We start from the raw sequence: 25,840 nt of genomic DNA, 5'->3' as shown, positions 1-25,840 counted from the left end.
TCAACTATAATCAACTGTCAGAAAATTCCATTCATTAATTTTATTATATAAAATTTCTTATTATTGTCAACAAATTTATATTATTTTTTATTATTTATTATTATTTTATCTGTTGATAATTTCTATATTATATTTTAATAATTCTTTTTCTTCTGTTTCCGTCAAATTCTCATCAGTAATTATTCCTTGAAAATCTTCGATATTAGCATATTTATAGCTTCCCGATTGTTTTAATTTTTCACTTTCTGCCATCATATAACTTTTTCTGCTAATATTTAACACTTCTTTTTTTGTAATACCATCATTTGCCATATAAGTAGTTACTGCATTATCGTGAATATCCACACTGACAACACCCATAAAAGATATATCAAAACGGAAATTTTTCAACATCTCTATTGTTAAACTACCCACAAAACCATCTTTGCCAAAATCAAATTCTCCACCGATAAAAATCACTCTTATATTTGATTTTGCCAATATATTCACTATCTCCAACATATTCGTTACAATGATAGCTTTCAAATCACTTTTAGCAATGAGATAAGCCAGTTCAATATTTATCGTAGATATATCTAAAAATACAACATAATCATCTTTTATCAAGGATAATGCTTTTTGTGCTATCTTTTGCTTAGCTACTAAATTAATGGATTTTCTTTGTGTAGCAAATTCACGATGCACATTTTCCTTTACTAATACAGCTCCGCCATACGTTTTTTTCAATTTGCCTTGCTGAGCTAATAAAGCTAAATCCTTGCGAATTAAATCCTCACTGACCTTAAATTTTGCACTCAATTCTTTTACTTTCACGCGACCATTTTCTTTTAATTCTTGTATAATCAAAGCATGTCTTTCTTCTACAAACACTTTTATCACCTTCAAAACTAAATTATTCCCCTTATTATTTTACTGCATAGCCTAAAAATCCAAAATAAAAAGATGAGATATCTATTTAAAATATCTCATCTTTTTTGTCTTTTATATTTAGTTTTAAAGTTTATCTACAAGCTAACACATCATTATAAAAAGCGTCCATTTCTTCTTTTGTATTGAAATTAGCTATATACATTTGATTTCCCATTGCCCCAGAAAGAGCATCCGCTACTCGTCCTGACATCTTCATGTTAGCACCGTATTTATGCATTATATCTTCATCACTCATCACGAAGTTTTTACCATCACGACGACCAGCAAATGCACAAAAAGCAGTTTGACCAATTCCTCTTAAGGAACTATCATATGCTATCATGTCCGCCCATATTTTATATACATCGGTACTTTGAGAAAAGTTCATCATGTCTGGGCTAATACCGCCACTTGGTCTCATATTTACTTCAAGCCCAATGAGCTCACCTTTTCTACCTAAACCTTCATGGTCTTTCAATAAACGGAAAAATTCAAAATGCACAAAACGACTTTTTACGCCAAAACTTTTTACTGTCGCTCTACCCATAGCACGTGTATCATCAGCTAAATTATTTAAAATATAAAAAATACTATTATCTGCATTATTTACTACATCCATGAGTGACATTGGTGTTACATTACCAATCTCAAAAATTGGCTCCCCATGAGAATTGATAATCGCATCATAAGAATTTATCTCTGCATATATGTATTCTTCCATAATATATTCTATGTGCGAAAATTTTGTTGCAAAGAAATATGCCACTTCATCTTGATTATTGAGCTTATATGTGAAGCTAGCACCCACACCATTATTAGGTTTTACAATTACAGGATAACCAACTTCTTGAATAAACGCCATACAATTTTCCCAACTATCCACAATATGATAACGTGCTGTAGGAATGCCTGCTCTAGCATAAAATTCTTTCATTCTAGACTTATATTTTACCTTTGGCATATCTTCATTGTGAAAGCCAGTTTTAATATTAAAATCTGTACGCAATCTAGCATCACGTTCTAACCAATATTCATTATTAGACTCTAACCAATCAATTTCACCATATTTATTTCTAAAGAAATCTACTGCTCTACAAACTTCATCATAATTTTCAAGACTGCCAACTTTATAATATTCATTCAAACTATCTTTTAGTTCTGGGCATAAATTATCATAAGGAGCATCGCCTATACCTAATACATTCAAACCATTATTTTTTAATTCTCTACAAAAATGCCAATAATTTTCTGGGAAATTAGGAGATATAAATATAAAATTCTTCATAATATTATCCTTTCTTTCATCTCTCTTCGTCTTAATCTAGCAAATATGGTACAAAATAAGCTACTTGTTTATACCACCAATCCCAATCATGACTACAATCATAGCCCCAATAATCTACCCAAGTATTAATATTTTTTTCTCTCAAAATATCATCAAGTTGACCTGTTGAAGAAGGTATTTCCCAAGCTCCTTTACCTACGCAAATCACAGATTTTTTTAGATTATATAAATGAATATATGGGTGGTCATATGGCATATTTTTTAAATAATCCACAGGAGAATTATTATAAACAATATCGTCCATATAGCCATCAAATCCATAGCTTGCAGTGTAAATACCACTTAATGCCAATAATCTATCAAATAAATCTGGTCGACGATAAAATAAATTTGCTGCATGTGTAGCACCTAAACTACAACCAAAGACCATTATTCCAGGATAACCAGTCCAACCATTGCGCAAATTCACCATATCTCGCATAAAAGGAACCATTTCATCTGTAATATATCTCATCCATTGTTCATGACGTTCTGCTCTCCATCTTGGGTCAGCACTTTTATTTGACCATGTTTCTTTATCCATTGTTTCTATGGAGAAAACCATCACTTGACCACTTTCTATCCATGGAGCCCAAGTATCTGTCATATTAAAATTCTCAAAATCAAAAAAGCGCCCATCTTGACAAGGAATATATAAAACTGGTCTACCGGCATGACCATATACTTTAAATTCCATATCTCTATTTAAATTATAGCTATATCTTTTAAAATACTGTACTTCCATAAACTATCACTACATATAGTAGCTAAAATTCACCTCTTATTATTTTTTATTTTTCATATAATAAAGTTTTAACAAAGAAAGGAATTTGTTTTTCCCAACTTGCTTCACTATGAGTACCATTTGGCACAATGCGAGAATTTAATCTGATATTTTTTTTCATTAACATAGACGATATCATCGCAAATTTTTGTATCATATGTTTGTATCGTGGAAGTTCTTCTGTACCATAATCCATATAAACTACAGTGTCTGGATTAATATTAGCGTTTTTTATCATTTTGGCTAATTTTTGTGGACCTGTCCATATAGATGGTGATAAAGCTGCCGCTCTAGAGAATATATGATTGTATTCAAGTATTGCATATAAACTCATTAATCCTCCCATGGAGCTTCCTGCGATAAATGTATTATTTCTATCAGAAAGTGTGCGGAAAGTATTATCAATTGTTGGCTTTAATTCATTGACAAACCAATCCATAGTAATTTTCCCTAAACTCTTGATATTCCCAAATGTTTTATCTTTAAATGGATACGGTGTATATTCTTTTAATCTACCATTATCTGGATTTTGATTACAAGCTGGAGCCACTACTATCATTTGTGTATTTGTATATTCAAGATATTCTTTTAATCCCCATGATTTTCCATAAGTGGCATCACTATCAAAAAATACATTTTGTCCATCAAACATATATAATACAGGATAATATTCGTCTGTTTTTTCATTATAAGAATTCGGAAGATATATATATAATTTCCTATTTTCTTGACCTGTTAATTCTGGTATAGTCATATCCCATACATCAATCACAATTATCACCATTACTGAAAACTTATAAATTACTTTATAAGGTTACACCTTTTCAATAAATCCTTTCTTTTTGACTTAAGTATTTACTGAATACTCAACGTAGTAACTTACGTTTTAAAATAATAAATTATTATTTAGAGATTATAAAACTCATCATGTCTAATCTCAGGAGATTTTAAGGCTTCTAGAGAGATTTTTTATTAAATATACCATATTTCAAAACAAATTTCAACACCAACCCTAAAATTACATGTAAACATGTAAACTAATAATAATTAAATAAAGAGGATATTTCTATATGTTTTATAAAAATATCCTCTTTAGTATTCATCTATATTTATCTAAAATATTATTTTATTTTCTTTAATAAGCTTGCCATTTCCATAGCTGCCATAGCTGCATCGCTACCTTTATTACCTGCTTTTGTACCAGCACGTTCTACAGCTTGTTCGATATTTTCAGTAGTTACCACACCAAAAATAGTAGGTACGCCTGTGCTCATTCCCACTTGAGCTACACCTTTAGATACTTCATTGCATACATAATCATAATGAGTAGTTGACCCACGAATTACAGCACCTAAACAGATAACAGCATCATATTTTCCTGTTTGTGCTAATTTTTTAGCTACTACAGGAATTTCAAATGCACCTGGTACCCAAGCAACATCAATATCATCTTCATTTGTTTCATGACGGCGAAGTGTATCGATTGCTCCAGATAATAATTTACTTGTAATGAACTCATTGAAACGAGCTACTACAATACCAATTTTTAAATCTTTACCATTTAAATATCCTTCTAATATATTAGCCATTAAAAAAACCTCTTTTCTTTACATTTAATATTTGTATTAAAGATTATTATTTAGTATCTATTTATTATTTTAATAAATGTCCCATTTTTTCTTTTTTCACTTTTAAATAACCTGCATCATATTCATTCGCCGGGATTTGAAGTGGTACTCTTTCTACGATTTCTAAGCCAAAACCTTCAAGACCTGCTCTTTTAGCTGGATTATTAGTCAATAAACGTATGCTAGATAAGCCTAAATCTTCTAAGATTTGAGCACCAATGCCATATTCACGTTCATCTGGAGCAAAACCTAATAAAACATTTGCTTCAATTGTGTCTTTACCTTGGTCTTGAAGTGCATACGCTCTGATTTTATTTGCAAGACCTATGCCACGACCTTCTTGACGAAGATATAATAATACACCTTCACCTGCTTCTTCAATTTTTTGCATTGCCAAATGAAGTTGATCGCCACAATCGCAACGCATAGAACCTAATACATCACCTGTTAAACATTCAGAATGAACGCGTACTAATACATTCTTTTTATTTCTTACATCGCCTTTGACAATAGCTAAGTGACATTTTCCATCTAATTTGCTTTCATAAGCCATTACTCTAAAATGACCAAATTTGTTTGGAAAATCTGCTTCAGCTACTTTTTCTACCATTTTTTCTGTAGTTTTGCGATATTCTACTAATTGAGCTACAGTTATAAATACTAAATCATGTTTTTTGGCAAATTCAATTAAATCTGGAGTACGAGCCATATGACCGTCTTCCTTCATGATTTCACAGCAAAGACCTGCTGGTTTTAAACCTGCTAATTTTGCTAAATCTACAGTAGCTTCTGTATGACCAATACGGCAAAGTACGCCACCTTCTTTAGCACGAAGAGGGAACATATGACCTGGACGACGTAAATCTTCTGGTTTTACATTATCATCAATTAAAACTTCAACTGTTCTAGCTCTTTCAAAAGCAGAAATACCTGTAGTTGTATCTACAGCATCAACAGATACAGTGAAAGCTGTTTCATGATTATCTGTATTGTGGCTAACCATCTGATTTAAACCAGCTTTATCAATGAGTTCGCCAGACATTGGCACGCAGATTAAACCTTTAGCATGAGTAGCCATAAAATTGATGATTTCTGGAGTTACTTTTTCAGCAGCTACGATTAAATCGCCTTCATTTTCACGGTCTTCATCATCTGTTACTAATACCATTTTACCTTGTTTAAATGCTTCAATAGCTTCTTCAACTGTATTGTATTTAAATTCCATATGTCTATACCTCATTTCTTAAAAACCATTTTCACGTAAAAAATCTAAACTCAATGATGATGATTTTGGTTTATCTTGTTTAAAACTCAATAATCTTTCTACATATTTACCCACGACATCATTTTCTACATTAATTATCGAACCTACTGATTTACTAAGTAGTGTTGTAACTTCAGATGTATGTGGTATTAACGATACTGTGAAATTATCTTCACCCAAATGTGCTACAGTAAGACTTACTCCGTCTAAAGCAACAGAACCTTCAGAAATGATATATTTTAAAATTCTATCATTAGCTGTTAAAGTAACACGTGTAGCATTATCATCTTTTTTCATTTCAATAATTTTAGCAGTGCCATCAATATGGCCACTTACAATATGACCGCCCAATCTACTTGATAAAGTCAAAGCTCTTTCTAAATTGACTTTATCGCCAATTTTTAATAAACCCATATTCGTCTTGCGCATGGACTCTGGCATAACATCTGCTATAAAATAATCACTTGCTAAAAAAGTAACTGTTAAACATACACCATTTACAGCAATACTATCACCTAATTGTGTATTTGCTAAAACTTTCTTAGCTTTAATAGATAATTTTATAGAATGAGTGCCTTTTGCTATAGCCTTTACAACACCGATTTCTTCTACGATACCTGTAAACACTGTATCACACCTTATCTTTATCTACTCTACCTATGATTAAAATATCTTCTTCTAATTTTTCAATTTGGATATCTTTTAGCGCTAGAGCTTCTTGTAAATTTAAAATACCTGTTCCTGCTACAGGAGTTTTCGCTTCTTTACCGCCAACAATTTTTGGAGCAATAAAGAAATATACTTTATCTACTAATTTTCTTGCAACAAAACTTCCGCTTAAAGTAGCACCGCCTTCAACTAAAATGCTACAAATATTTTGTTGTCCTAAAATATCTAGTAATTTTTCTATATCTACTTTATCATTTTCATCTTTATCCACTACAATGACATCAACATCTTGAGCTTGTAGTTTTAAAATTTTATCTTTATCCGCTTTATCTGTAGTAGCAATAATGGTTTTTGCTGATTTATCTTGTACTACATTAGCATTTATATCAATTTTTAAACTGCTATCTACAACAATTCTAATTGGATTTTTCCCGCCATCTACTCTAGCAGTGAGCATAGGATTATCTTCTATCACAGTATTAATTCCTACCATGATACCATCATAAATATCACGTAATTTATAACCATATGCTCTTGATGTTTCATTTGTTATCCATTTTGATTGACCTGTTGCTGTAGCAATTTTTCCATCTAAAGTCATAGCAACTTTTAAGACTACAAATGGTTTTTTATGCTCAATCCATTTAAAGAATACTTCATTTTGTTTACGCAATTCATCTTGCAAAAATCCATATTCCACATGAATATCTGCATCTTCTAAAATCTTAAAGCCTTTACCTGCAACTTTAGGATTTACGTCCAATAAACCGCCATATACATTTTTTACCTTTGCTTCTACTAAAGCTTTAGCACATGGTGGTGTTTTGCCATAATGAGCACATGGTTCTAATGTTACATATACATCAGCACCTTGAGCTAATTCTCCTGCTTGATTTAATGCATGAACTTCAGCATGTGGTGTACCTGCTTTTCTATGCCAGCCACAACCCACAACTCGATTATCTTTGACAATCACAGCACCGACTAAGGGATTAGGAGAAGTTCTACCGATTGCATTTCCTGCTAACTGCATGGCAAGTCGCATATATTTTTCATCGTAACTCAAAAAATCACCATTCTTTCTGTTCATTCTTTGGTTATAATTTTTAAAGAATTAAACAAAAAAGGCTGTTAAATGCATTGCAAATAACAGCCTAATCAGCTTTATATTATAAATTAATTATCTATACTAATTCACTTTTATAAACTAATTTATAACTTTCCATCTTTTCTCATCCAGACTATACTGTCGGCTTTGGAATTTCACCAAATCATGCAAATAATTGCTCGCGGGCTTTACCGCCGGTAGGGAATTGCACCCTGCCCCAAAGACTGCTTTATTTAGTTACAAGAACATCATAGCACTTTACTATGAATAAATCAATATTTATTCTTTATTATTTCAAATTTATTACATCTAAATCATCAGGTACATATAAATTTCCATAATAATATTGTTTACCTTCATCAGTGTATAATTCTTTGCGTTTATCTATATGTTTATCTTCTGTATGATATAAAATCAAATTTTTAACTTGTAATTGTTCCGCTAACTCACAAGCTTCTTTTACTGTACTATGGTGCTTTTCATATGGTTTGAAAATATCTCTATCCCCATATAAGCAAAATGCTTCAGATAATAAATAATCAGCATTTTGAGCATAAATTTCACAGACTTCATTATATGGTTCATCACCTAAACAACATAAATTCATACCATCTGCAAATTCAGCACTAAAACCAAATTGTTTTTCTTTTGTAGATAAAATATCAAAGAAAATGACTTGCATATTTAAGATTTCTCTTTGGTCGCCATCTTCAACTACATCAAAAATAATATTTTTACCAATTTGTGCTAAATCTTTCTTTTTCAAAGTCAAATTTGCAATAGTTTCTACTACCATTTTTACTTTATCATGACAATAGATATGTAATTTGCCTTCATATTTTCCTTGGTTCATTAACGTAGCTATCTTACGCACTACCCAAATTACACCGAGAACATGGTCTGTATGCGCATGTGTAATAAATAAGTGATGGATTTTTGTCATATCTATTTGCGCTTTTTCTAATTGAGCTAAAATTCCATTTCCGCCACCAGCATCAACTAAAAAATATTCATCATCTATATTTAAGGCAAAACATGTATTAAAACATTTTGTAACCATAGCATTGCCTGTTCCTAATAAGATTAATTTTCTCATAGCTAGCACCTCTATTAACATAATAGTTGTTAGTATTTATTATAGCACAAAAGAATAAACTCTGGGTTTATTTCCTACATTTCATCTATGTATACAAATACTTACCTATAATAATACATAACCTAGTCTGTTACTTTTTATTTATCATTAAAGAAAGCCATATAATAATAATTTATTATTTACTAACATGTCTATTTTGTAGTAAACTTAATTAAGTTAGTAATTCGAAATATGCAGGTGATATAATTTGTTAACAAAAAACAAAATGTTCTTCATTATTAAGAAAGATTTATCATCGCTAGAAAATTTATTACATGAGACGGTTACATCTCCTGTTGACCTTATAACTGATATCGGAAATCATCTTATAAGCTCTGGCGGAAAACGTATTCGACCCGCCTTATATCTTCTGGCGACAAAGAGTAATCCTAATTTAGATAAAGATTATGTAATGCCTCTTGCTATGGCACTAGAAATGATTCATACAGCTTCTCTTGTTCATGATGATGTTTTAGATAATGCAGCTACTCGCCGTGGTTCTGCTACTGCCAATGCAAAATGGGGAAATAATATAGCCGTACTTACTGGCGACTATTTATTTGCTAAAGCATTTGCAGCCATTGCTAAAAATGATTATGGCACGCGAATTTCTGAACGCTTAGCAACTATTGTCTGTGATTTAAGCGAAGGCGAAATCTTACAAAACCATTTTGGTTATACAATTCCAGACTCTATTGATATTTATTATGAACGCATTGCCAAAAAAACAGCTAATTTTATTGCTACTAGCTGTGAAATCGGTGCAATTGTTGCTAAATTATCAGCAAAAGAAGTTGATGCTCTCCGTGAATACGGTTATTGTATCGGCATGGCATTCCAAATAGTTGATGATATTTTAGATTTAACCTCTGACTCTAAAAAAATCGGCAAACCTGCTGGAAACGATATTTTGCAAGGTGTAATCACTCTTCCTGTAATTCATGCCTATAAGCATGGCAAAAATAGCGAAGAGTTAAAAAATATCATCGAAAATCGTCAAATGAGCTTAGAAGAATTAAATCGTGCTATTAATATCGTAAAAAATTCCAACAGTATTGATTTTGCAAGACAAACTGTTACAGAATTTTTAAATCGCGCTAAAAATATTCTACCTGATAGCTTACCACAGCCAGTTAGAACATCTTTCATTGAAATAGCTAATTTTATTGGTAGCCGTGATTATTAAAATAAAATTTTTACTGAGGTGACTTAAATGTTTGGTATTGGTTTTCCTGAACTTATCCTTATTTTAATCATTGGTCTTGTAGTATTTGGTCCTGGCAAATTGCCTGAAATTGGTCGTGCTGTAGGTAAGGGCTTACAAGAATTTAAAAAAGCCACTTCTGAATTATCAAATTCCGTTAATAATACTACTAATAACGCTTCTATAACTCCTACACCACCTAATCCAGCTAATCCAGAACAACCAGCTGTAGCTCCTGTCTTCATGCAAGAAACTGCTACAGAAAAAAATACTACTACTGCAAAAACAGAAACAACAGCACCTAAAACTCCAGTTGAACCTGAAAAAACTACTAAATAATCTATAATAGTTGACAACTACTTTTTAGATTATATTCTTTATTTAGTATTAAAAATAAAAATAAAAGTAAAGGTGATTTAAATGTATAGTATTGGTATTCCTGAACTTGTATTAATCTTGGTTATCGCTTTAGTTGTATTTGGTCCTGGTAAATTGCCAGAAATCGGTAAAGCTGTAGGCAAAAGTCTTCGCGAATTCCGTTCTGCTTCTACAGAAGATAATACAAAAACTATTGATGCTAAAAATGAAGACGAAAAAAAAGATAAAAAGTGAGGTAGCAATTTATGTCTCAAGATATGAACGAACATACTTCTGCTAATACTGTTACTGCTTCAACTTCAGAAAATCTACCAACAACTGAAGTTAACGAGCAGACAACTACAAATAATGGCAGTATGTCCATTATTGCTCACCTTACTGAGCTTAGAAAACGCCTTATTCGTTCACTAATTGCTATAGGTATTGGTAGCTGTGTTGCCTATTATTTTATTGAAGACATAATGCACATCTTAACAGGCCCTGCTGGAAAGCTTTATTATATGCAACCAGCAGAGGCATTTTTTACTTATATTAAAGTTGCTGTATTTGTCGGATTTTTACTTGCTCTACCTATAGTTTTATATCAAATATGGCGATTTGTTTTACCTGCCTTGATCGGTATGGAAAGATATTTAATCTCCGTTATCGTGCCTATTTCGCTAATTTTATTTTTAGCTGGTTTAGCCTTTTCCTTTTTCTTTGTCATGCCAGCTGGGATAAAATTCTTAATGGGCTTTAGCACTGAAGAACTTCAACCTATGTTTTCGCTAAAACAATATTTTGACTTTGTCATTGCCTTTTTATTGCCATTCGGCTTTATCTTTGAAATGCCTTTAGCCATTATATTATTAGCCAAAGTAGGTATTATTTCTTCAAAATTCTTAGCAAAACAACAACGCATTGTAATCTTTTTAACTTTTGTCGTTGGTGCTATTATTTCCCCAACACCAGATGTTTTTTCCCAATCTATGATTGCTATACCTATGATTTTACTTTATGAAATAAGTTATGTCATAGTTCGTTTTGCTATGAAAAAATAATGTTAATCACTTACGCAATATAAATATAAAGGAGCGATTTTTTTGGCTTTTTATGATTTAAGAGAATTCATCAACGCTTTGGAGTCTCGTGGTATGCTCAAACGCATCAAAACTCCTGTTGATTGTAATTTAGAAATCACTGAAATCACTGACCGCGTTTCCAAAATGGAAGGCAAAAAAAATGTAGCTTTATTATTTGAAAATGTAAAAGGCTACGATATGCCTGTACTTATGAATGCTTTCGGTAGCATGGAACGCTTGGCACTTGCTTTTGGTGTAAATGATATTGAAGAAATTCCTAATGAACTTCGTGAAATCTTAAGATTACCTTATATTTCCCTTCAAAATAAAATGGATTTAATCCATATCATTCCAACTGCAAAACGTGCTATTAATTTCCCTAAATATGTAAAAAAAGCACCTTGCCAAGAAGTAGTTATCACAGATAATCCTACTTTAGATAAATTCCCTATTTTGAAATGTTGGCCTCAAGATGGTGGTCCATTCATCACTTTACCACTTGTATTCACTCGCAATCCAAAAACAGGTAAACGCAATGTTGGTATGTATCGTTTACAAAAATATGATGGTCAAACAACTGGTATGCACTGGCATCTTCATAAAGATGGTGCTAGCAACTATCGCGCTTATCAAGAAATGGGCAAAGATAAAATTGAAGTTGCTGTCGCTATCGGTACAGATCCAGTAATCACATATGCTGCTACTGCTCCACTTCCTCGTGATATTGATGAAATGGTATTTGCAGGCTTTTTACGTAAAAAATCTGTAGAAATGGTAAAATGTAAAACTGTTGATGTTGAAGTACCAGCTTGCAGTGAAATCGTACTTGAAGGATATGTAAATATCGGTGAAACTCGCCGTGAAGGTCCTTTCGGTGACCATACAGGTTATTATTCATTAGCTGATGATTATCCAGTATTCCATATCACTTGTATAACACATCGCAAAAATCCTATTTATTCTGCTACTATCGTTGGTAAACCGCCAATGGAAGATTGCTTCTTAGCCAAAGCTACAGAACGTATTTTCTTACCATTATTACAACAGACTTTACCTGAAATTCGCGATATCAATTTCCCTCTTGAAGGTGTATTCCATGATTGCGTAATGGTATCCATCAAAAAAACATATCCACAACAAGCTAAAAAAGTAATGCATGCTATTTGGGGTATGGGACAAATGATGTTCACAAAAATGATTATTGTCGTTGATGAACACGTTGACGTTCAAAAAGAAAAAGAAGTTTGGTGGCGTGTTTTCAACAATATTGATGCTAAACATGATATTGTAATGGTTGAGGGTCCGCTTGACGCCTTAGACCACTCCTCACCAATGGCAAAATGGGGTACAAAAATAGGTATTGATGCTACAAAAACATGGCCAGAAGAAGGACATACTCGTGAATGGCCTGATGAAATTAACATGTCTGACGATATTAAAAAACTTGTAGATGCAAAATGGCAGGAACTCGGTCTTGAGTAAATTATCTGCTCATATCAATAATATAGCTCTTCATCATTCTGTATTTGCCCTACCCTTTGCTTATATGGGATTATTCCTTGCGGCAAAGGGTATCCCTACTTTTCATGATTTTTTATGGGTAACACTTGCAATGATAGGGGCTAGAAGCTCTGCTTTAGCCATGGACAACCTTGTCGATTTGAAATTTGATAAACAACAAAATCGCATGTCCAAACGTCCATTAGTTACTGGAGCAATTAAACCTATTGAAGTAATAATCCTCATCATCGTCAGTCTTTGTATATTTTTATATTCTGCTAGTCAACTAGCTCCTATTTGTCTAAAATTAACACCAATTTGTTTATTTTTCTTATTATTTTATCCGTATACGAAAAGATTTACTTTTCTTTGTCATTATTTTTTAGGTGTAGCTTTAGCCATGGCACCTGCTGGTGGATATATCGCTGTTACAGGTGAACTGCCATTTGGTATTATTTTATTAAGTGGTGGCGTTTGTTTATGGATTGGTAGTTTTGATGTAATTTACGGTAGCCAAGACCGCCAATTTGATTTAGACCACAAACTTCATTCTATGGCAACACAATTTGGTGTAGCTAATGCTCATAAAATAGCAGCTTTTTTCCATTTTATTTCTATTTTATGTTTTATCGGTGCTGGAATCTATTTTGATTTATCCTTTATTTATTATATTGGTGTATTAATAGCTATCTTGACATTAATTTATCAACATAGCCTCATCACTCCATATGATTTCAGTCGTTTAACTCAAGTTTATTTCATGCGCAATGGCATTGTTTCTATTGTCATTTTTGTATTTACATTAATCGATATTTTAAGTTAATAAAGAAGGTGTTATTTTTGAGTGCACAAATTTTATCCGGAAAAATATTTGCTAGTGAATTTAAAGAAGAAGCAAAAAAACAAGTTTTAGCTTTAAAAGAACAATATAATATCACTCCTGGTCTTGCTGTAATTATCGTTGGAGAAAATCCAGCTTCTAAAGTTTATGTAAATAATAAACATCGCACTTGCGAAGAAGTTGGTATCTATTCTGAAGTTATAAGCATGCCTGCTGATACAACAAAAGAACAACTCATCGCTAAAATCGATGAACTAAATTATCGTCAAGAAATTCACGGCATTTTAGTTCAATTACCACTTCCAGAAGCTATTGCTAAAGAAGAAGCTGATATTTTAAATGCTATTTGCCCATTAAAAGATGTTGATGGTTTCCACCCTGTTAATGTTGGTAAATTGATGATTGGACAAAACGATGGTATGATACCTTGTACTCCATATGGTTGTTTAAAAATGCTTCAATCTGCTAAAATTAACATGGATGGCGCACATGCTGTTATCGTTGGTCGTAGCAATATTGTAGGTAAACCTATGGGACAATTATTACTCTCTCAAAACGCTACAGTTACTATCTGTCATTCACATACTCACAATCTCAAAGAAATTTGTCGTTCTGCTGATATTTTAGTGGCAGCTGTAGGCAGACCTCATTTTATCACTGCTGATATGATAAAACCTGGTGCTACTGTAATTGATGTTGGTATCAACCGCATTGCACCTAAAAAATTAGTTGGTGATGTAGATTTTGATAACGCTGTAGAAGTAGCTGGTGCTATCACACCTGTACCTGGTGGCGTAGGTCTTCTCACTATAGCTATGCTCATGCAAAATACTATCAATGCTGCAAAATTACAACTTGCTAAATAAATTTGCCTTTGTTATAATAAAAGCATAATTTCATAAATAGTATGGAACTGACGGATTTTAGTGGAATTAACCACATGAACCGTACTATTATCAAAAAGTCGACCGTCTGGGCATAATAATATATGCTCAGGCGTTTTTTTATGCCTAAGCATATGTTTGGCAAAATTTATATTGCCTTTTTCCAAAATATATAATACTATCAAATTAGTTTAATTATTGGAGGTACTAAACCACATGAAAACAGACGTGCAAATTGCTCAAGAAGCTATTATGGAACCTATTGGTAAAATTGCTCAACATCTTGAAATTCCAGAAGATGAACTTGAATTATACGGAAAATATAAAGCTAAAATTTCTTTAAACTATTGGAATACAACTCTCCAACAAAAAGAAAACGGTAAACTTATTCTTGTAACAGCAATTAATCCAACTCCTGCTGGTGAAGGTAAAACAACTACTAGCATTGGTCTTGGCGATGCTCTTCATAAACTCGGCAAAAAAACTGCAATCGCTCTTCGTGAACCTTCCTTAGGTCCATGCTTTGGTATGAAAGGCGGTGCCGCTGGCGGTGGTTATGCTCAAGTAGTGCCAATGGAAGATATCAATCTTCATTTCACTGGCGATTTCCATGCTATAACATCTGCTCACAATTTACTTGCTGCTGTTATCGATAACCATATCCAACAGGGCAATGCTCTTGATTTAGATGTTCGTCGCATCACTTGGAAACGCGTTGTCGATTTAAATGACCGTGCTCTTCGCAATATCATCTGTGGTTTAGGTGGTAAAGCTCATGGCGTACCACGCGAAACTGGTTTTGATATCACTGTTGCATCTGAAATGATGGCTATTTTATGCTTGACTTCTGACCTTGAAGATATGAAAAAACGTCTCGGCAATATCATCATCGGTTACACTAGAAGCGGTCGTCCTGTTCGCGCTGAAGAATTAAATGTAACAGGTGCTTTGACATTATTATTCAAAGATGCAATTAAACCAAACCTTGTACAAACTCTTGAAGGTACTCCTGCTCTTATCCATGGTGGCCCTTTTGCCAATATCGCTCATGGTTGCAATAGTGTAATGGCTACTAAATACGCTTTAAAAATGGCTGATTATACTGTTACTGAAGCAGGTTTTGGTGCTGACCTTGGTGCTGAAAAATTCCTTGATATCAAATGTCGTTTCACTGGATTTAAACCTGATGCAGTAGTAATCGTTGCTACTATTCGCGCTTTAAAAATGCATGGCGGACTTGCAAAAACTGAGCTTGCTACTGAAAATATCGAAGCACTCAAAAAAGGTATGACTAACCTTGCTAAACATATTGAAAACATTCAAAAATTTGGTTTACCAATCGTTGTAGCTATAAATGCATTCCCTACTGATACAGAAAACGAACTTCAAGAATTAAAAGCTCTTTGCGAATCTATGGGTGCTTCTGTAAGCATTTCCGAAGCTTGGGCAAAAGGTGGCGAAGGTGCTATCGACCTTGCTCAAAAAGTTATTGAAGCAACTGAAAAACCATCTAACTTCCAATACATGTATGACGTAAATGATTCTATCAAAGATAAAATCAATGCAATCGCTACAAAAATCTATGGTGCTGATGGCGTAAACTACACACCTGCTGTAGAAAAAACTATCGCTGAATTTGAAGCTGAAGGTCTTGATAAAATGCCAATCTGCATGGCAAAAACTCAATATTCCTTAAGTGATGACCAATTCAAATTAGGTGCACCAACAGGATTTAAAATCACTGTTCGCGAACTTCGCATCAGTGCAGGCGCAGGCTTTATCGTAGCCTTAACAGGTAATATCTTAACAATGCCTGGTCTTCCTAAAAAACCTGCTGCTGAAAATATGGATATCGATATTAACGGAAAAATTACTGGTTTATTCTAATTTTCTACGTTAATTATTAATTAAAAATCAAAACCCCAAAAGTTAATTTAAATAAACTTTTGGGGTTTATTTTATCCTCTTTTATTAAATTTAGTCATATTTTTTAACAATCTAAGATTGATAATCATAGCGATAATGGCAAAAATCGCACCACCTAGACCAACAAAAGGCATAGGTGCAAAATTTATGATTATTCCACCACAAGCCGAGCCTAGCGCTATACCTGTATTAAACGATACAGGATTTAATGCAGAAGCTAAAGTTATAGCTTCTGGTTTTTCTCTTGTGGCTGTCTTCAAAAAATGCAATTGCGCTGGTGAATTTTGTAAATACATTATCACACCCATGAGTAAAATATTTATCAAACCTAAAACTAAATGATAACTAGTAAAAATAAGTGCAAGCAAACATAGAGCTTGTAAGAAATATACCATTGGCATTTTCTTCATACCACCTAAACTAGCTATTCTTCCTGAAAGTAAATTACTGATAATCGTACTAATACCAAATAAACTCAATACTAAACTTGTCATAGAAATAGGAATTTGTATATATTGTTGTAAAATAGGTGTCAGATATGTATAAAATACATAACTTCCAGCAGCACCACAGATTACAATAAGCATACCATAATTTATACGCATACTTTTCAATAAAATAAATTGATTACATAAATTTGTTTTTTGTCCACTGCCAACATTTGGTAAATAATGCCATAACATCAATAAAATACATATACTAACTACAGATAATAATATAAAAGTCATTTGCCAACTAAATATTTGACAAATAATCGTACCTATAGGCACACCAAAAACAGAGGCTATACTAAAACCTGCAAAAATCCAACTGATGACTTTTGGTTGATATTGAACAGTCGCTATTTCAGAAGCAAATGTCATCGAAATAGATAATATTGTTCCTGAAATTATCGCAGTTATAATTCTGGCTAATACTAAAATATAATAATTACTCGCTAAAGCACATAAAAAATTTCCTAAAATAAAACATATTGCTAATATCAATAATACATAATATCTGTTATAAGCACTAACTGCTGCTGTGATAAACGGAGTGCCTATTGCATAAGCAAAAGCAAAAACTGAAATTAAATTACCCGCCATAGTCAACGAACAATTTATGTCTTTCGCTATATCAGGTAAAATACCCACAATTATAAATTCACTCGTTCCTAAAATAAAACTCAATAAAATTAAACTTAAAACAGCCATAGTATTATATGTTTTTTGTGCCATCAAGATAATCTTCACCTTCTCTAAAATACAAATTTATTTAAACATAAATTATACTTATTCAAAGGAAAAAATCTAGTATTTACAACCATTATTCATCATTTAAACTACAAAAATCACGATTTTGACTATATTAATTAAAAGTTTTTAATAAATGTATAACATCTAACAATGATTTACATTCTTTAAAATATAACTTTTTAGTTTCTTCATCTGCTGGTAATATATCAGGTATCATTATAGATTTTATTTTTGCTCTATGTGCTGCTAATATACCCATTCTTGAATCTTCTAATACTATTACTTCATCAGCTGGTAAATTTAATTTCTCTAAAGCTTTCAAGAAAATATCCGGTGATGGTTTAGATTCTTTTATCTCATCTCCACAAATAATATCATCAAATCTATTATATACATTTGCTCTTATTAATACATTTTCTGCTACCTTCCTATATGATGATGTTGCTACTACTTTTTTTATTTTTTCTTCATCTAAATAATTCAACAATTCTATTAAACCCAATTTAACTGGTACACCATTTTTCTCTAAATAATCATTTACTATTAATCTTTTTTTTATTAAAATTTCTTCTGCTGGAAAATTTTTTCCCAAATATTTTTTAAAAATATTTATTGCTGTTTTTTTATTTACCCCAATAGTTTTATCTAATATATAAGTAGGCATTTCATAATTAAAATCTTTTGTTACTTCAATCATTTTTTCATACCCTAATAACTCTGTATTAAACATTAATCCATCCATATCGAAAATAATACCTTTTATCGTCATACTTTTATCTCCTTCAAAAAATAAGGGCAGGATTTCCTGCCCTTATTTTACTTAATTTTATTATAGTCATTTTCTATTGCTTCTACTAAGATAGAATTTTCTTTTAATCCACAATATTTTACAATAGCCGTTTTTATACCCTCATTTTTAATACAATTTTGTATTTCCATTGCAGCAGGATCTTGTTCATTATCATAAGCAAATCCATTCGCTATTGATTTTATAATTCCTTTTGGATAAAAATCATTTTTTAAACAAATACATGCTATACCTGTTAATCTATCGTTTCTTGATAATTTTCTAATAGGATCCCATGCAATACGTAAAATATGATCTTCTAATTCGCCTTTAGCTGCAGGAAATATTGATAATTTATCTAAATCAGCTTTATTAACTCTATATTCTCTTAATATTCCCTCATAAATTTCATCATGAACCTGATTTATTAAATCTACACACTCTTGATCTCTAACTGTTTCATTTAATGTTGTATATCCTTTTAAATAATCTGCAAAAGCAGCTGTTACATGTGGACCATTAACTGTAAAAACCTTCAAATCTTTCATTAACTCTACATTATCACAAGGCTCTATCCATTCAACCGATGATAAATCATTTAACAATGGAGACTGTACTAATAATGATAAAACTGCTGTCGATCTTACATTTATAGACGAATTAGATTCTGAATCTGTTGCTCGTCTAACAATAGTATCTCTTAATGCTACATGCTCTCTAAACCATTTTCTTTCTTTTTCTGTACTTAATTCATTTAGAAATAATTTTTCAAATGATGGTATCAAATAATTTTTATTTGTCAAACATATAACATCCAAATTTTGCGCATAATTTTCTTCTACTCTTTTTCTAAAAGCAGCTCCCATATAAGCTATTGCTTCTGGAAAATCCTCAGGATAAATAGTCATTGCTATTACATTTGCATTAATTATAGCCATTTCACAAGAATAATCTTTATCATAACTATACGCTTTATATTTAGATATAATTCTATTATCTATTCTATCTTCTCTATGAACAGTTACTTTATAATATCCATTATTATTTAACTCTTTTATTACTGTATCATCATTATCTAAAAAACTTAAATTCCAACCGGCATTATCAAAGATTTCTCCCATAAAACCTTTTCCTAATCTACCAGCACCAACAATTAATACATTATTCATAAAAACATCTCCATTGCGTTATATTCGCAATAATTGTAATTAAAAATTAATCATCTAAAACTAAATTAGTAATAATACCTGTTTTTCCAACAACAAAATTAGATACCGTCTCTAATTTATCTTTTGTAACCATTGATATTACCTCTGAAGATACTTCAATCATTTTCTGTTTAGTTTGACATTCTTCTAATGTTACTATAGTTATACCAATTTCACTATCTATATGCGATATTCCCATAAAATACACATCTGCATGTATAGATTCTAATTGTTTTATAGTTTCATAACCTATATTTACTAATGATTGTTTATGCAAAAAACCGCCTAATGATAAAACTTTTATATTTGGATAATATTTTAATAAACTTATTATTGGAATACTATTTGTAATAATTATACAACTAAAATCTTTTGGAATTTGTTTTATTAATTGATAATTAGTAGTACCCCCATCTATTAATATAACTGAATCTGGTTTTATATATTTCACTGCTTTTTTTGCTAATCTAATTTTTTCTTCAATATTTACATCTTCTCTTATACTAAAATCAACAGCTTTAGGACCTCGTTTTATTGCACCACTATGAACTCTTTTCAAAAGACCTTTCTCATCAAGTTCATTTAAATCTCTTCTAATTGTATCTTCTGATACATTTAATTTAGTACTAATGTCTTTTGCTATAATTTTTTTTTCTTTATTCAAAATATCTAAAATTATATTTTGACGTTCAGCTTTCATTAATTTCATAAAATCACTCCATTATATTTAGAATAATACATATATAATCTCTTTATATTATATAACACTTATTATTCATAATATAATAAGTATTTTTATTTTAATTACAATTATTGAAATTATTAAAATTTATTAGAAATTATTAAAAATATTTAATATATCTTCTTTATTTTTTGCTCTACGAATTATTTCAATATTTTCTTCTTCCATACAAACTAAAGCAATTTTTTCTAAAATTTCCATATGTGTATTATTCTTTCCTGCAATACCAATAATAACATATGCTAATTCTCCATCAAAATCCACTCCATCAGGAACCTGAATTATTGAAATTCCTGATTTTATTATATATGATTCTGAATCTGGCATTCCATGTGGTATAGCTATGTTATTACCAATATATACTGATAAATCTTTATCTCTTTCTAACATAGATTGTATATAATCTTCTTTTACATATCCATTTTCTACTAATATATTTCCTGCATACTTAATTGCTTCAATCTTATTATCAAATACCATATTTAATTTAATATTATTTAAATTTAATACTTCTGACATAATTTACCTCTTATAATTTGTTTCTTTTTCTTATAATTTCTATTACATTATCATATTGTGATTGTTTTAAAAAATTATCTACTGATATAAATATGGCTTTTTTACTATTTAAACTAATTTTTGCTCTTTCTAAAATTCCCTCTAATGTTACTACCATATCAGCCTCTTTATTTATATTGCCAGAAGCTGCATGTTCTACAGTAATTCCATCCTTTTTCAACCTATTTTTTAAAACTGTTGCTCCCATTGCTGATGATCCCATACCTGAATCACAAGCTACTACAATTAATTTAATTTCATTATTACCTTCATTACTTTCTGTATTAGTTTTATTCTCTGCTGTAACATTTCCCGCACTTATATTATCTACCATAGATAATGTAGCTGCTGATTCTTTTTCATCTGGAGATCCAAATATTTTTAAAATTAATGTACCTACACAAAATGCCACTATAAATCCAGCTAAAATTGCAATAAAATTAGCAAAAATAGAATCTTTAGGTGTCATCATAGCAATCATTAATAATGATCCTGGTGATGGCATTCCTACAAGACCACCATCTAATAATACTAATAAAAATAATGATGTAGATAAACCTGCCATCGTAGCTAAAATCATTATAGGATTAGCTAAAATAAACGGAAAATATACTTCTCCAATTCCCGCAATTCCAGCTATAAACATAGCTAATGGAGCAGTTTTTTTAGCTTTACCTTTTCCCCATAAAGCAATAGAACATAATGTTCCCAATAAAGGACCACAGTTACTATCTACTGTAAATACTATTGATTTTCCCATTTCTGCTGCTTGTTGATAAGCAATAGGTGATAAAATACCATGATTTATTGCATTATTAAGAAATAATACTTGTCCTGGACACATCAAAATAGATAATAATGGCAATAAACCTTCTTGCATCATCCAATTAATTCCATTTGAAAAAAATATTACAACGGCATTAAATACTGGTCCAATTGTTACATAGCCAATCAATGCTAAGATCATACCTATAATGCCCAAGCTTAGGTTATTTACTAACATCTCAAATCCAGCTTTTACTTTACATCCAATATTTTCATCAAATTTCTTTAATAACCAAGAAGATAATGGTCCCATAATCATCGCACCACTAAACATTGGTACATCTGAACCTATAATAACCCCCATCGTTGTAAATAACCCTATTACTCCACCACGTTGTCCATAAATATTATAACCTGCAGTATATCCAATAAGCATAGGTAACATGAATCTAAGCATTGGACCGACCAATTCATTAAACTGTTCATTAGGTATCCAACCTGTTGGAATAAATAAAGCAGCTATAATACCCCATCCAACAAAAGCTCCCAAATTTGGCATAACCATATTACTCATATAGCCACCAAATTTTCTTATCCTTGCCAATACCATAATCTATCTCACCTCGTTCATTACTACTAATTACAAGATTTTCCGCCACTAATATTTATTGTTGTTCCTGTAATATAACTAGAATGATCTGATACTAAATATGCTATCAAATCTGCAACTTCATCTAATTTTCCTGGTCTTCCTAATGGTATCGTTTTTGTATAATCATCTGTTGTATTTTTAGGATCTGTTCCCCTAGTATATGCTAATGCTTCAAAAGCTGCATCATTATTCATTGGTGTTCTTTCATTTACATCTGGTGCAACGCCTACTACTCTAATATTAAATTGTCCTAATTCTTTTGCCCATGCCATTGTATATGAATGAACTGCAGCTTTTGTACCTGAATATGCTGATTGACCTTTTGAACCATGAATACCTGCTTGAGAAGATAAATTTATAATAACACCACTTTTTTGTTTTATCATTTCTCTAGCTACTGCTTGTGCACACAAAACTACACCTTTTTGATTAACATTATACATAAAATCGAGATCATCTTCTGTTAATTCATATTCAGGTTTCTGCCCATAATAATCTACCAACATTCTTGGTCTACTTACACCTGCATTGTTTACAATTGCATCTATTTTACCATATTTTTCAATAGTAACTTTTACCATATTTTCAACATCAGATTTTTTAGCCACATTGCATTTAACAAAAACAATTCCTTTATCTTCAATAAAATTTTCATTTATTCTTAAATCAGCTACTACAACAAAAGCATTATTGGCTCTTAAATTTTGAACAACATGTTCACCAATACCTTGACTTCCTCCTGTTACAATAACAACTTTTCCATTAAGATCCATCCATTTTTCTACAGCCATTATCCATCTCTCCTTAATGCGCATTTTTGCGTAATAATGCGTTTTTCATCTTTATGATTTTATTATAATTGCACTTACACGCAAAGTCAAGTTATTTTTTCTATTTTTTATTTTCTGAATTTTATTCTAAATTAGCATGATATTGCCACAACGATTTTAAGTTAATTTGTTTTCTTTCTACTATCATTTTAGCTACTATATCACCTAATAATAATAATGATTGTTCAAATAAACTAGACATTGGCTGATTTGAAGATATTTCGTCTTCTAAATATAATTTTGTTTGTACTGGAATTCTAACCATTAAATCTGTAATTGGAGCTAACGAGCTGTGGGGATTTGAACCAATATGTATAATTTTTCCACCTACGCTCTTAGCTTTTTTTGCAATAGCTACTGGTACTAATGATTCACCACTACCTGAACCCACAACCAAAATATCTTTATCTGTCATTGCTGGTTCATTAATATCTCCTACAATATGCGTTTTTATGCCTAAATGTGCAAGTCTTTTTGCAACAGCCTCTAACTCTAGTTTTACTCTACCAACACCAATAAAAAATACTTTATCTGCATTAAATAAATAATCTATTAACATATCTATTTGTTTTTCTTCTACTTTACTCAAAGCTAAATAGCATTCATCAATAACAATTTTAGTAGTTTCTCTATAATTCATAATTCTATTCTCCTAATGATTTTTTTATTACATTTTGCGCTTCTTGATAATTTTCTAAATAAGAAAAACCTTTTCTAAATATACTTTTACTGCCTGCAACTAATACATCAGCTCCAGCTTCAATCAATTTAGGCATTACTTCAAAAGACACTCTACCATCAATAATTATCTGTGCATTTGACCCTATTTTATTTAATAAATCTTTACAATCTCTTATTTTATCTATTGCATAAGGTACCATTTCTTCTGATTTTCCACCAGCATACCCAGGATTAATTGTCATTAATAAAATATAATCGCAAGCTTTCGCAACATATTCAATAGTGGATAAAGATGTTGCTGGTGCTAAAGCTATTCCAGCCTTAATTCCTGCTTCTTTTATAATTTGCAACATTTTTTCTACATGAATTGTAGCTTCGCTATGAAAAGTTATACTTGAAATATCCATTTTTACAAGCTCTTTAATGAAAAACTCATTATAATTAGACATAATATGAACATCAAAATCCATATTACTTTTAGCCTTCAATTGCTTTACAATATCTATTCCAATTGGCATACTTGGACTAAAATGAGGATCTATTAAATCCACATGTAATGATTTCATTCCTGCTAAAGATAAATCTTTTACTTCTTTTTCTAAATTACATAAATCCGCACAAATCAATGATGGTGATATTATTATTTTTCTTTTCATGATATCCTCCAATTAGCAATTTTTAACAACATTATTGTTGTTTTTTCTTGTTATTTAGATAATATCATTGCTATTTCAAATTGTCAACACCATTTTAGTTGTTTTTAATTGCGATTTTTAATTTTTCTAAAAATTTTTGACAAGTTCTTTTAAGAATAATAAAATAAATATAAAATAGAGGTGAAATACATGTCAAAATTAATAACAGCTGAACGTAGAAATAAAATAGCTGAACTTATAATTTCTAATGGTAGTATAAAGGTTGGCGAACTTGCAAAAACTTTTGCTGTTTCTACAGAAACTATACGAAAAGATTTAATATACTTAGATAAACAAGGCATTATAAAAAAAAGTCACGGTGGCGCACTGTCTTCTTTAGAAGTAATCGAAAAACCATTAGAAGATAGAAATATGGAAAATTATGATGCTAAATTAGCAATTGCTAATGAAGCACTAAAATTTATTAAAGATCATTCTGTTATTTTTATTGATGCTGGTAGTACTACATTATGCTTAGCTAAATTATTATATTTAAAAAAAGGTTTAACGATTATTACAAATTCTGTAAGTGCTTTAAATGTATTATCTAATAGTGACAACATTGTCCATCTTAGTGGTGGTCAATTAAATAACACTACTATGGCACTTGAAGGTTTTGGTGCAACTAGTTTTCTTAGTAAAATAAAAGTAGATGTTGCTTTTTTAGGTTCTAGTGGATTTAAAGAACATTTTGGTCCTACTTCTATAGATTTTTCTGATGCCGAAGTAAAACGTATAATGATTAGAAATTCTAAGCAAAATTTTGTTTTAGCTGATAGCAAAAAATCTCGTTCTACTGCGATGGTAGAATATGCTACATGGAAAAATATTGATTTTTTAATTACCGATGATAACATTTCTGATAAAGAAATTGATTTTTTACAAAAAAATACAACTGTTTTAGTTGTAAAAACTAAAACATAAATGAAATTAATTTTATTCTTGACATAGATTAAATATTTGTTATAATAAAGCTATCAATTGAATAAGCACTGTGGAACTGACGGATTTTAGTGGAATTAACCACATGAACCGCATTGCTATAGAAAAGTCGACCGTCTGGGCAAAGAAA

The 25,840-nt window shown here is 31.0% G+C and carries 27 protein-coding genes and 3 riboswitches; of the genes, 9 read left to right on the top strand and 18 right to left on the bottom strand.

The features are described 5' to 3' along the window. Nucleotides 1-105: 105 nt before the first annotated feature. The 9 genes from AC5LAX_RS08150 to AC5LAX_RS08110 form a co-directional block, all read right to left on the bottom strand. Entirely contained in the window at nucleotides 106-870 is a 765-nt protein-coding gene (locus AC5LAX_RS08150; RefSeq protein ID WP_266286621.1) for a DeoR/GlpR family DNA-binding transcription regulator, read from the bottom strand. A 130-nt stretch (nucleotides 871-1,000) separates the two neighbouring features. After that, nucleotides 1,001-2,194 (bottom strand): ATP-grasp domain-containing protein, encoded by a 1,194-nt coding sequence (locus AC5LAX_RS08145; protein WP_026296917.1) that lies wholly within the window; start codon nucleotides 2,192-2,194, stop codon nucleotides 1,001-1,003. A gap of 31 nt (nucleotides 2,195-2,225) precedes the next feature. Further along, nucleotides 2,226-2,978: an esterase family protein gene (locus AC5LAX_RS08140; RefSeq protein ID WP_266286623.1), complete on the bottom strand. Its 753-nt coding sequence runs from the start codon at nucleotides 2,976-2,978 to the stop codon at nucleotides 2,226-2,228. A 46-nt stretch (nucleotides 2,979-3,024) separates the two neighbouring features. Then, nucleotides 3,025-3,801 (bottom strand): alpha/beta hydrolase, encoded by a 777-nt coding sequence (locus AC5LAX_RS08135; protein WP_193525609.1) that lies wholly within the window; start codon nucleotides 3,799-3,801, stop codon nucleotides 3,025-3,027. Between the two features lie 337 nt (nucleotides 3,802-4,138). Continuing rightward, entirely contained in the window at nucleotides 4,139-4,606 is a 468-nt protein-coding gene (ribH, locus tag AC5LAX_RS08130; protein ID WP_008538641.1) for a 6,7-dimethyl-8-ribityllumazine synthase, read from the bottom strand. Nucleotides 4,607-4,670: 64 nt separating this feature from the next. Continuing rightward, nucleotides 4,671-5,870 carry a bifunctional 3,4-dihydroxy-2-butanone-4-phosphate synthase/GTP cyclohydrolase II gene (locus tag AC5LAX_RS08125; RefSeq protein WP_288909583.1) on the bottom strand — a complete coding sequence of 400 codons (1,200 nt, stop codon included), beginning with the start codon at nucleotides 5,868-5,870 and terminating at the stop codon, nucleotides 4,671-4,673. 18 nt (nucleotides 5,871-5,888) lie between these two features. Then, nucleotides 5,889-6,536 (bottom strand): riboflavin synthase, encoded by a 648-nt coding sequence (locus tag AC5LAX_RS08120; protein ID WP_117585248.1) that lies wholly within the window; start codon nucleotides 6,534-6,536, stop codon nucleotides 5,889-5,891. Between the two features lie 4 nt (nucleotides 6,537-6,540). Continuing rightward, nucleotides 6,541-7,668 (bottom strand): bifunctional diaminohydroxyphosphoribosylaminopyrimidine deaminase/5-amino-6-(5-phosphoribosylamino)uracil reductase RibD, encoded by a 1,128-nt coding sequence (gene ribD, locus AC5LAX_RS08115; RefSeq protein WP_288909584.1) that lies wholly within the window; start codon nucleotides 7,666-7,668, stop codon nucleotides 6,541-6,543. A gap of 130 nt (nucleotides 7,669-7,798) precedes the next feature. Beyond that, nucleotides 7,799-7,915, bottom strand: a riboswitch (FMN riboswitch). Between the two features lie 60 nt (nucleotides 7,916-7,975). Then, on the bottom strand, nucleotides 7,976-8,782 hold the full coding sequence (locus AC5LAX_RS08110; RefSeq protein WP_018999073.1) for an MBL fold metallo-hydrolase: 807 nt from the start codon (nucleotides 8,780-8,782) through the stop codon (nucleotides 7,976-7,978). 247 nt (nucleotides 8,783-9,029) lie between these two features. Between AC5LAX_RS08110 and AC5LAX_RS08105 the strand changes: the two genes are divergently transcribed. The 8 genes from AC5LAX_RS08105 to AC5LAX_RS08070 all read left to right on the top strand — a co-directional run bounded on the left by AC5LAX_RS08105 (nucleotide 9,030) and on the right by AC5LAX_RS08070 (nucleotide 16,576). Further along, nucleotides 9,030-10,007 carry a polyprenyl synthetase family protein gene (locus AC5LAX_RS08105; RefSeq protein WP_288909585.1) on the top strand — a complete coding sequence of 326 codons (978 nt, stop codon included), beginning with the start codon at nucleotides 9,030-9,032 and terminating at the stop codon, nucleotides 10,005-10,007. Between the two features lie 27 nt (nucleotides 10,008-10,034). Further along, the gene (gene tatA / locus AC5LAX_RS08100; protein ID WP_288909586.1) at nucleotides 10,035-10,364 is read left to right on the top strand and encodes a twin-arginine translocase TatA/TatE family subunit; all 330 of its coding nucleotides are present in this window, start codon (nucleotides 10,035-10,037) and stop codon (nucleotides 10,362-10,364) included. A gap of 81 nt (nucleotides 10,365-10,445) precedes the next feature. Beyond that, nucleotides 10,446-10,637, top strand: a complete 192-nt coding sequence (locus AC5LAX_RS08095) for a twin-arginine translocase TatA/TatE family subunit (RefSeq protein WP_008538649.1) — start codon at nucleotides 10,446-10,448, stop codon at nucleotides 10,635-10,637. An 11-nt stretch (nucleotides 10,638-10,648) separates the two neighbouring features. Next, nucleotides 10,649-11,443, top strand: coding sequence for a twin-arginine translocase subunit TatC (gene tatC, locus AC5LAX_RS08090; RefSeq protein WP_008538650.1), 795 nt, complete (start codon nucleotides 10,649-10,651; stop codon nucleotides 11,441-11,443). A 42-nt stretch (nucleotides 11,444-11,485) separates the two neighbouring features. After that, a complete protein-coding gene (locus AC5LAX_RS08085) occupies nucleotides 11,486-12,946 on the top strand; it encodes a menaquinone biosynthesis decarboxylase (RefSeq protein WP_008538651.1) in 1,461 nt (486 codons plus the stop codon). Beyond that, nucleotides 12,939-13,787, top strand: coding sequence for a 4-hydroxybenzoate octaprenyltransferase (locus AC5LAX_RS08080; protein WP_008538652.1), 849 nt, complete (start codon nucleotides 12,939-12,941; stop codon nucleotides 13,785-13,787). The genes AC5LAX_RS08085 and AC5LAX_RS08080 overlap by 8 nt, the downstream gene beginning before the upstream one ends. 17 nt (nucleotides 13,788-13,804) lie before the next feature. After that, nucleotides 13,805-14,671 (top strand): bifunctional methylenetetrahydrofolate dehydrogenase/methenyltetrahydrofolate cyclohydrolase FolD, encoded by an 867-nt coding sequence (folD, locus tag AC5LAX_RS08075; RefSeq protein ID WP_288909587.1) that lies wholly within the window; start codon nucleotides 13,805-13,807, stop codon nucleotides 14,669-14,671. A gap of 33 nt (nucleotides 14,672-14,704) precedes the next feature. Then, nucleotides 14,705-14,790: riboswitch (ZMP/ZTP riboswitch) on the top strand. A gap of 115 nt (nucleotides 14,791-14,905) precedes the next feature. Further along, nucleotides 14,906-16,576 (top strand): formate--tetrahydrofolate ligase, encoded by a 1,671-nt coding sequence (locus AC5LAX_RS08070; RefSeq protein ID WP_022227955.1) that lies wholly within the window; start codon nucleotides 14,906-14,908, stop codon nucleotides 16,574-16,576. A gap of 71 nt (nucleotides 16,577-16,647) precedes the next feature. On the opposite strand, the gene AC5LAX_RS08065 is transcribed toward AC5LAX_RS08070, so the two are convergent. The 9 genes from AC5LAX_RS08065 to AC5LAX_RS08025 all read right to left on the bottom strand — a co-directional run bounded on the left by AC5LAX_RS08065 (nucleotide 16,648) and on the right by AC5LAX_RS08025 (nucleotide 24,729). After that, complete coding sequence (locus tag AC5LAX_RS08065; RefSeq protein ID WP_117464181.1) at nucleotides 16,648-17,832, bottom strand: MFS transporter; 1,185 nt, start codon at nucleotides 17,830-17,832, stop codon at nucleotides 16,648-16,650. A gap of 130 nt (nucleotides 17,833-17,962) precedes the next feature. After that, nucleotides 17,963-18,619: an HAD family hydrolase gene (locus AC5LAX_RS08060; protein WP_278849894.1), complete on the bottom strand. Its 657-nt coding sequence runs from the start codon at nucleotides 18,617-18,619 to the stop codon at nucleotides 17,963-17,965. Between the two features lie 47 nt (nucleotides 18,620-18,666). Next, nucleotides 18,667-19,806, bottom strand: a complete 1,140-nt coding sequence (locus AC5LAX_RS08055) for a mannitol dehydrogenase family protein (RefSeq protein WP_288909588.1) — start codon at nucleotides 19,804-19,806, stop codon at nucleotides 18,667-18,669. A 46-nt stretch (nucleotides 19,807-19,852) separates the two neighbouring features. Next, a complete protein-coding gene (locus AC5LAX_RS08050) occupies nucleotides 19,853-20,554 on the bottom strand; it encodes a DeoR/GlpR family DNA-binding transcription regulator (protein WP_204920741.1) in 702 nt (233 codons plus the stop codon). A 123-nt stretch (nucleotides 20,555-20,677) separates the two neighbouring features. Further along, nucleotides 20,678-21,106, bottom strand: a complete 429-nt coding sequence (locus AC5LAX_RS08045) for a PTS mannitol transporter subunit IIA (protein WP_193525619.1) — start codon at nucleotides 21,104-21,106, stop codon at nucleotides 20,678-20,680. A gap of 10 nt (nucleotides 21,107-21,116) precedes the next feature. After that, nucleotides 21,117-22,520: a PTS transporter subunit EIIC gene (locus tag AC5LAX_RS08040; protein WP_193525620.1), complete on the bottom strand. Its 1,404-nt coding sequence runs from the start codon at nucleotides 22,518-22,520 to the stop codon at nucleotides 21,117-21,119. Nucleotides 22,521-22,546: 26 nt separating this feature from the next. Then, on the bottom strand, nucleotides 22,547-23,353 hold the full coding sequence (locus AC5LAX_RS08035) for a sorbitol-6-phosphate dehydrogenase subunit (RefSeq protein ID WP_193525621.1): 807 nt from the start codon (nucleotides 23,351-23,353) through the stop codon (nucleotides 22,547-22,549). A 121-nt stretch (nucleotides 23,354-23,474) separates the two neighbouring features. Then, nucleotides 23,475-24,032, bottom strand: a complete 558-nt coding sequence (hxlB, locus tag AC5LAX_RS08030) for a 6-phospho-3-hexuloisomerase (protein WP_193525622.1) — start codon at nucleotides 24,030-24,032, stop codon at nucleotides 23,475-23,477. A gap of 4 nt (nucleotides 24,033-24,036) precedes the next feature. Then, a complete protein-coding gene (locus AC5LAX_RS08025) occupies nucleotides 24,037-24,729 on the bottom strand; it encodes a ribulose-phosphate 3-epimerase (RefSeq protein WP_018999085.1) in 693 nt (230 codons plus the stop codon). Nucleotides 24,730-24,918: 189 nt separating this feature from the next. On the opposite strand from AC5LAX_RS08025, the gene AC5LAX_RS08020 reads away from it, so the two are divergent. Next, complete coding sequence (locus tag AC5LAX_RS08020) at nucleotides 24,919-25,692, top strand: DeoR/GlpR family DNA-binding transcription regulator (RefSeq protein WP_018999086.1); 774 nt, start codon at nucleotides 24,919-24,921, stop codon at nucleotides 25,690-25,692. 62 nt (nucleotides 25,693-25,754) lie between these two features. Beyond that, nucleotides 25,755-25,840, top strand: a riboswitch (ZMP/ZTP riboswitch).

The sequence above is a fragment of the Megamonas sp. genome, assembly GCF_986095205.1.
The sequence above is the reverse complement of the archived record's forward strand: the minus strand, read 5'-3'. Positions and strand labels throughout refer to the sequence as shown.

What these genes read in the sequence shown, in the direction of transcription:
- AC5LAX_RS08145 (WP_026296917.1), bottom strand. Translation starts at nt 2,194, where the DNA reads ATGAAGAATTTTATATTTATATCTCCTAATTTCCCAGAAAATTATTGG.
- AC5LAX_RS08140 (WP_266286623.1), bottom strand. Translation starts at nt 2,978, where the DNA reads ATGGAAGTACAGTATTTTAAAAGATATAGCTATAATTTAAATAGAGAT.
- AC5LAX_RS08135 (WP_193525609.1), bottom strand. Translation starts at nt 3,801, where the DNA reads ATGGTGATAATTGTGATTGATGTATGGGATATGACTATACCAGAATTA.
- ribH (WP_008538641.1), bottom strand. Translation starts at nt 4,606, where the DNA reads ATGGCTAATATATTAGAAGGATATTTAAATGGTAAAGATTTAAAAATT.
- AC5LAX_RS08125 (WP_288909583.1), bottom strand. Translation starts at nt 5,870, where the DNA reads ATGGAATTTAAATACAATACAGTTGAAGAAGCTATTGAAGCATTTAAA.
- ribD (WP_288909584.1), bottom strand. Translation starts at nt 7,668, where the DNA reads ATGAACAGAAAGAATGGTGATTTTTTGAGTTACGATGAAAAATATATG.
- AC5LAX_RS08110 (WP_018999073.1), bottom strand. Translation starts at nt 8,782, where the DNA reads ATGAGAAAATTAATCTTATTAGGAACAGGCAATGCTATGGTTACAAAA.
- tatA (WP_288909586.1), top strand. Translation starts at nt 10,035, where the DNA reads ATGTTTGGTATTGGTTTTCCTGAACTTATCCTTATTTTAATCATTGGT.
- AC5LAX_RS08095 (WP_008538649.1), top strand. Translation starts at nt 10,446, where the DNA reads ATGTATAGTATTGGTATTCCTGAACTTGTATTAATCTTGGTTATCGCT.
- tatC (WP_008538650.1), top strand. Translation starts at nt 10,649, where the DNA reads ATGTCTCAAGATATGAACGAACATACTTCTGCTAATACTGTTACTGCT.
- AC5LAX_RS08070 (WP_022227955.1), top strand. Translation starts at nt 14,906, where the DNA reads ATGAAAACAGACGTGCAAATTGCTCAAGAAGCTATTATGGAACCTATT.
- AC5LAX_RS08065 (WP_117464181.1), bottom strand. Translation starts at nt 17,832, where the DNA reads ATGGCACAAAAAACATATAATACTATGGCTGTTTTAAGTTTAATTTTA.
- AC5LAX_RS08060 (WP_278849894.1), bottom strand. Translation starts at nt 18,619, where the DNA reads ATGACGATAAAAGGTATTATTTTCGATATGGATGGATTAATGTTTAAT.
- AC5LAX_RS08055 (WP_288909588.1), bottom strand. Translation starts at nt 19,806, where the DNA reads ATGAATAATGTATTAATTGTTGGTGCTGGTAGATTAGGAAAAGGTTTT.
- AC5LAX_RS08050 (WP_204920741.1), bottom strand. Translation starts at nt 20,554, where the DNA reads ATGAAATTAATGAAAGCTGAACGTCAAAATATAATTTTAGATATTTTG.
- AC5LAX_RS08045 (WP_193525619.1), bottom strand. Translation starts at nt 21,106, where the DNA reads ATGTCAGAAGTATTAAATTTAAATAATATTAAATTAAATATGGTATTT.
- AC5LAX_RS08040 (WP_193525620.1), bottom strand. Translation starts at nt 22,520, where the DNA reads ATGGTATTGGCAAGGATAAGAAAATTTGGTGGCTATATGAGTAATATG.
- AC5LAX_RS08035 (WP_193525621.1), bottom strand. Translation starts at nt 23,353, where the DNA reads ATGGCTGTAGAAAAATGGATGGATCTTAATGGAAAAGTTGTTATTGTA.
- hxlB (WP_193525622.1), bottom strand. Translation starts at nt 24,032, where the DNA reads ATGAATTATAGAGAAACTACTAAAATTGTTATTGATGAATGCTATTTA.
- AC5LAX_RS08025 (WP_018999085.1), bottom strand. Translation starts at nt 24,729, where the DNA reads ATGAAAAGAAAAATAATAATATCACCATCATTGATTTGTGCGGATTTA.
- AC5LAX_RS08020 (WP_018999086.1), top strand. Translation starts at nt 24,919, where the DNA reads ATGTCAAAATTAATAACAGCTGAACGTAGAAATAAAATAGCTGAACTT.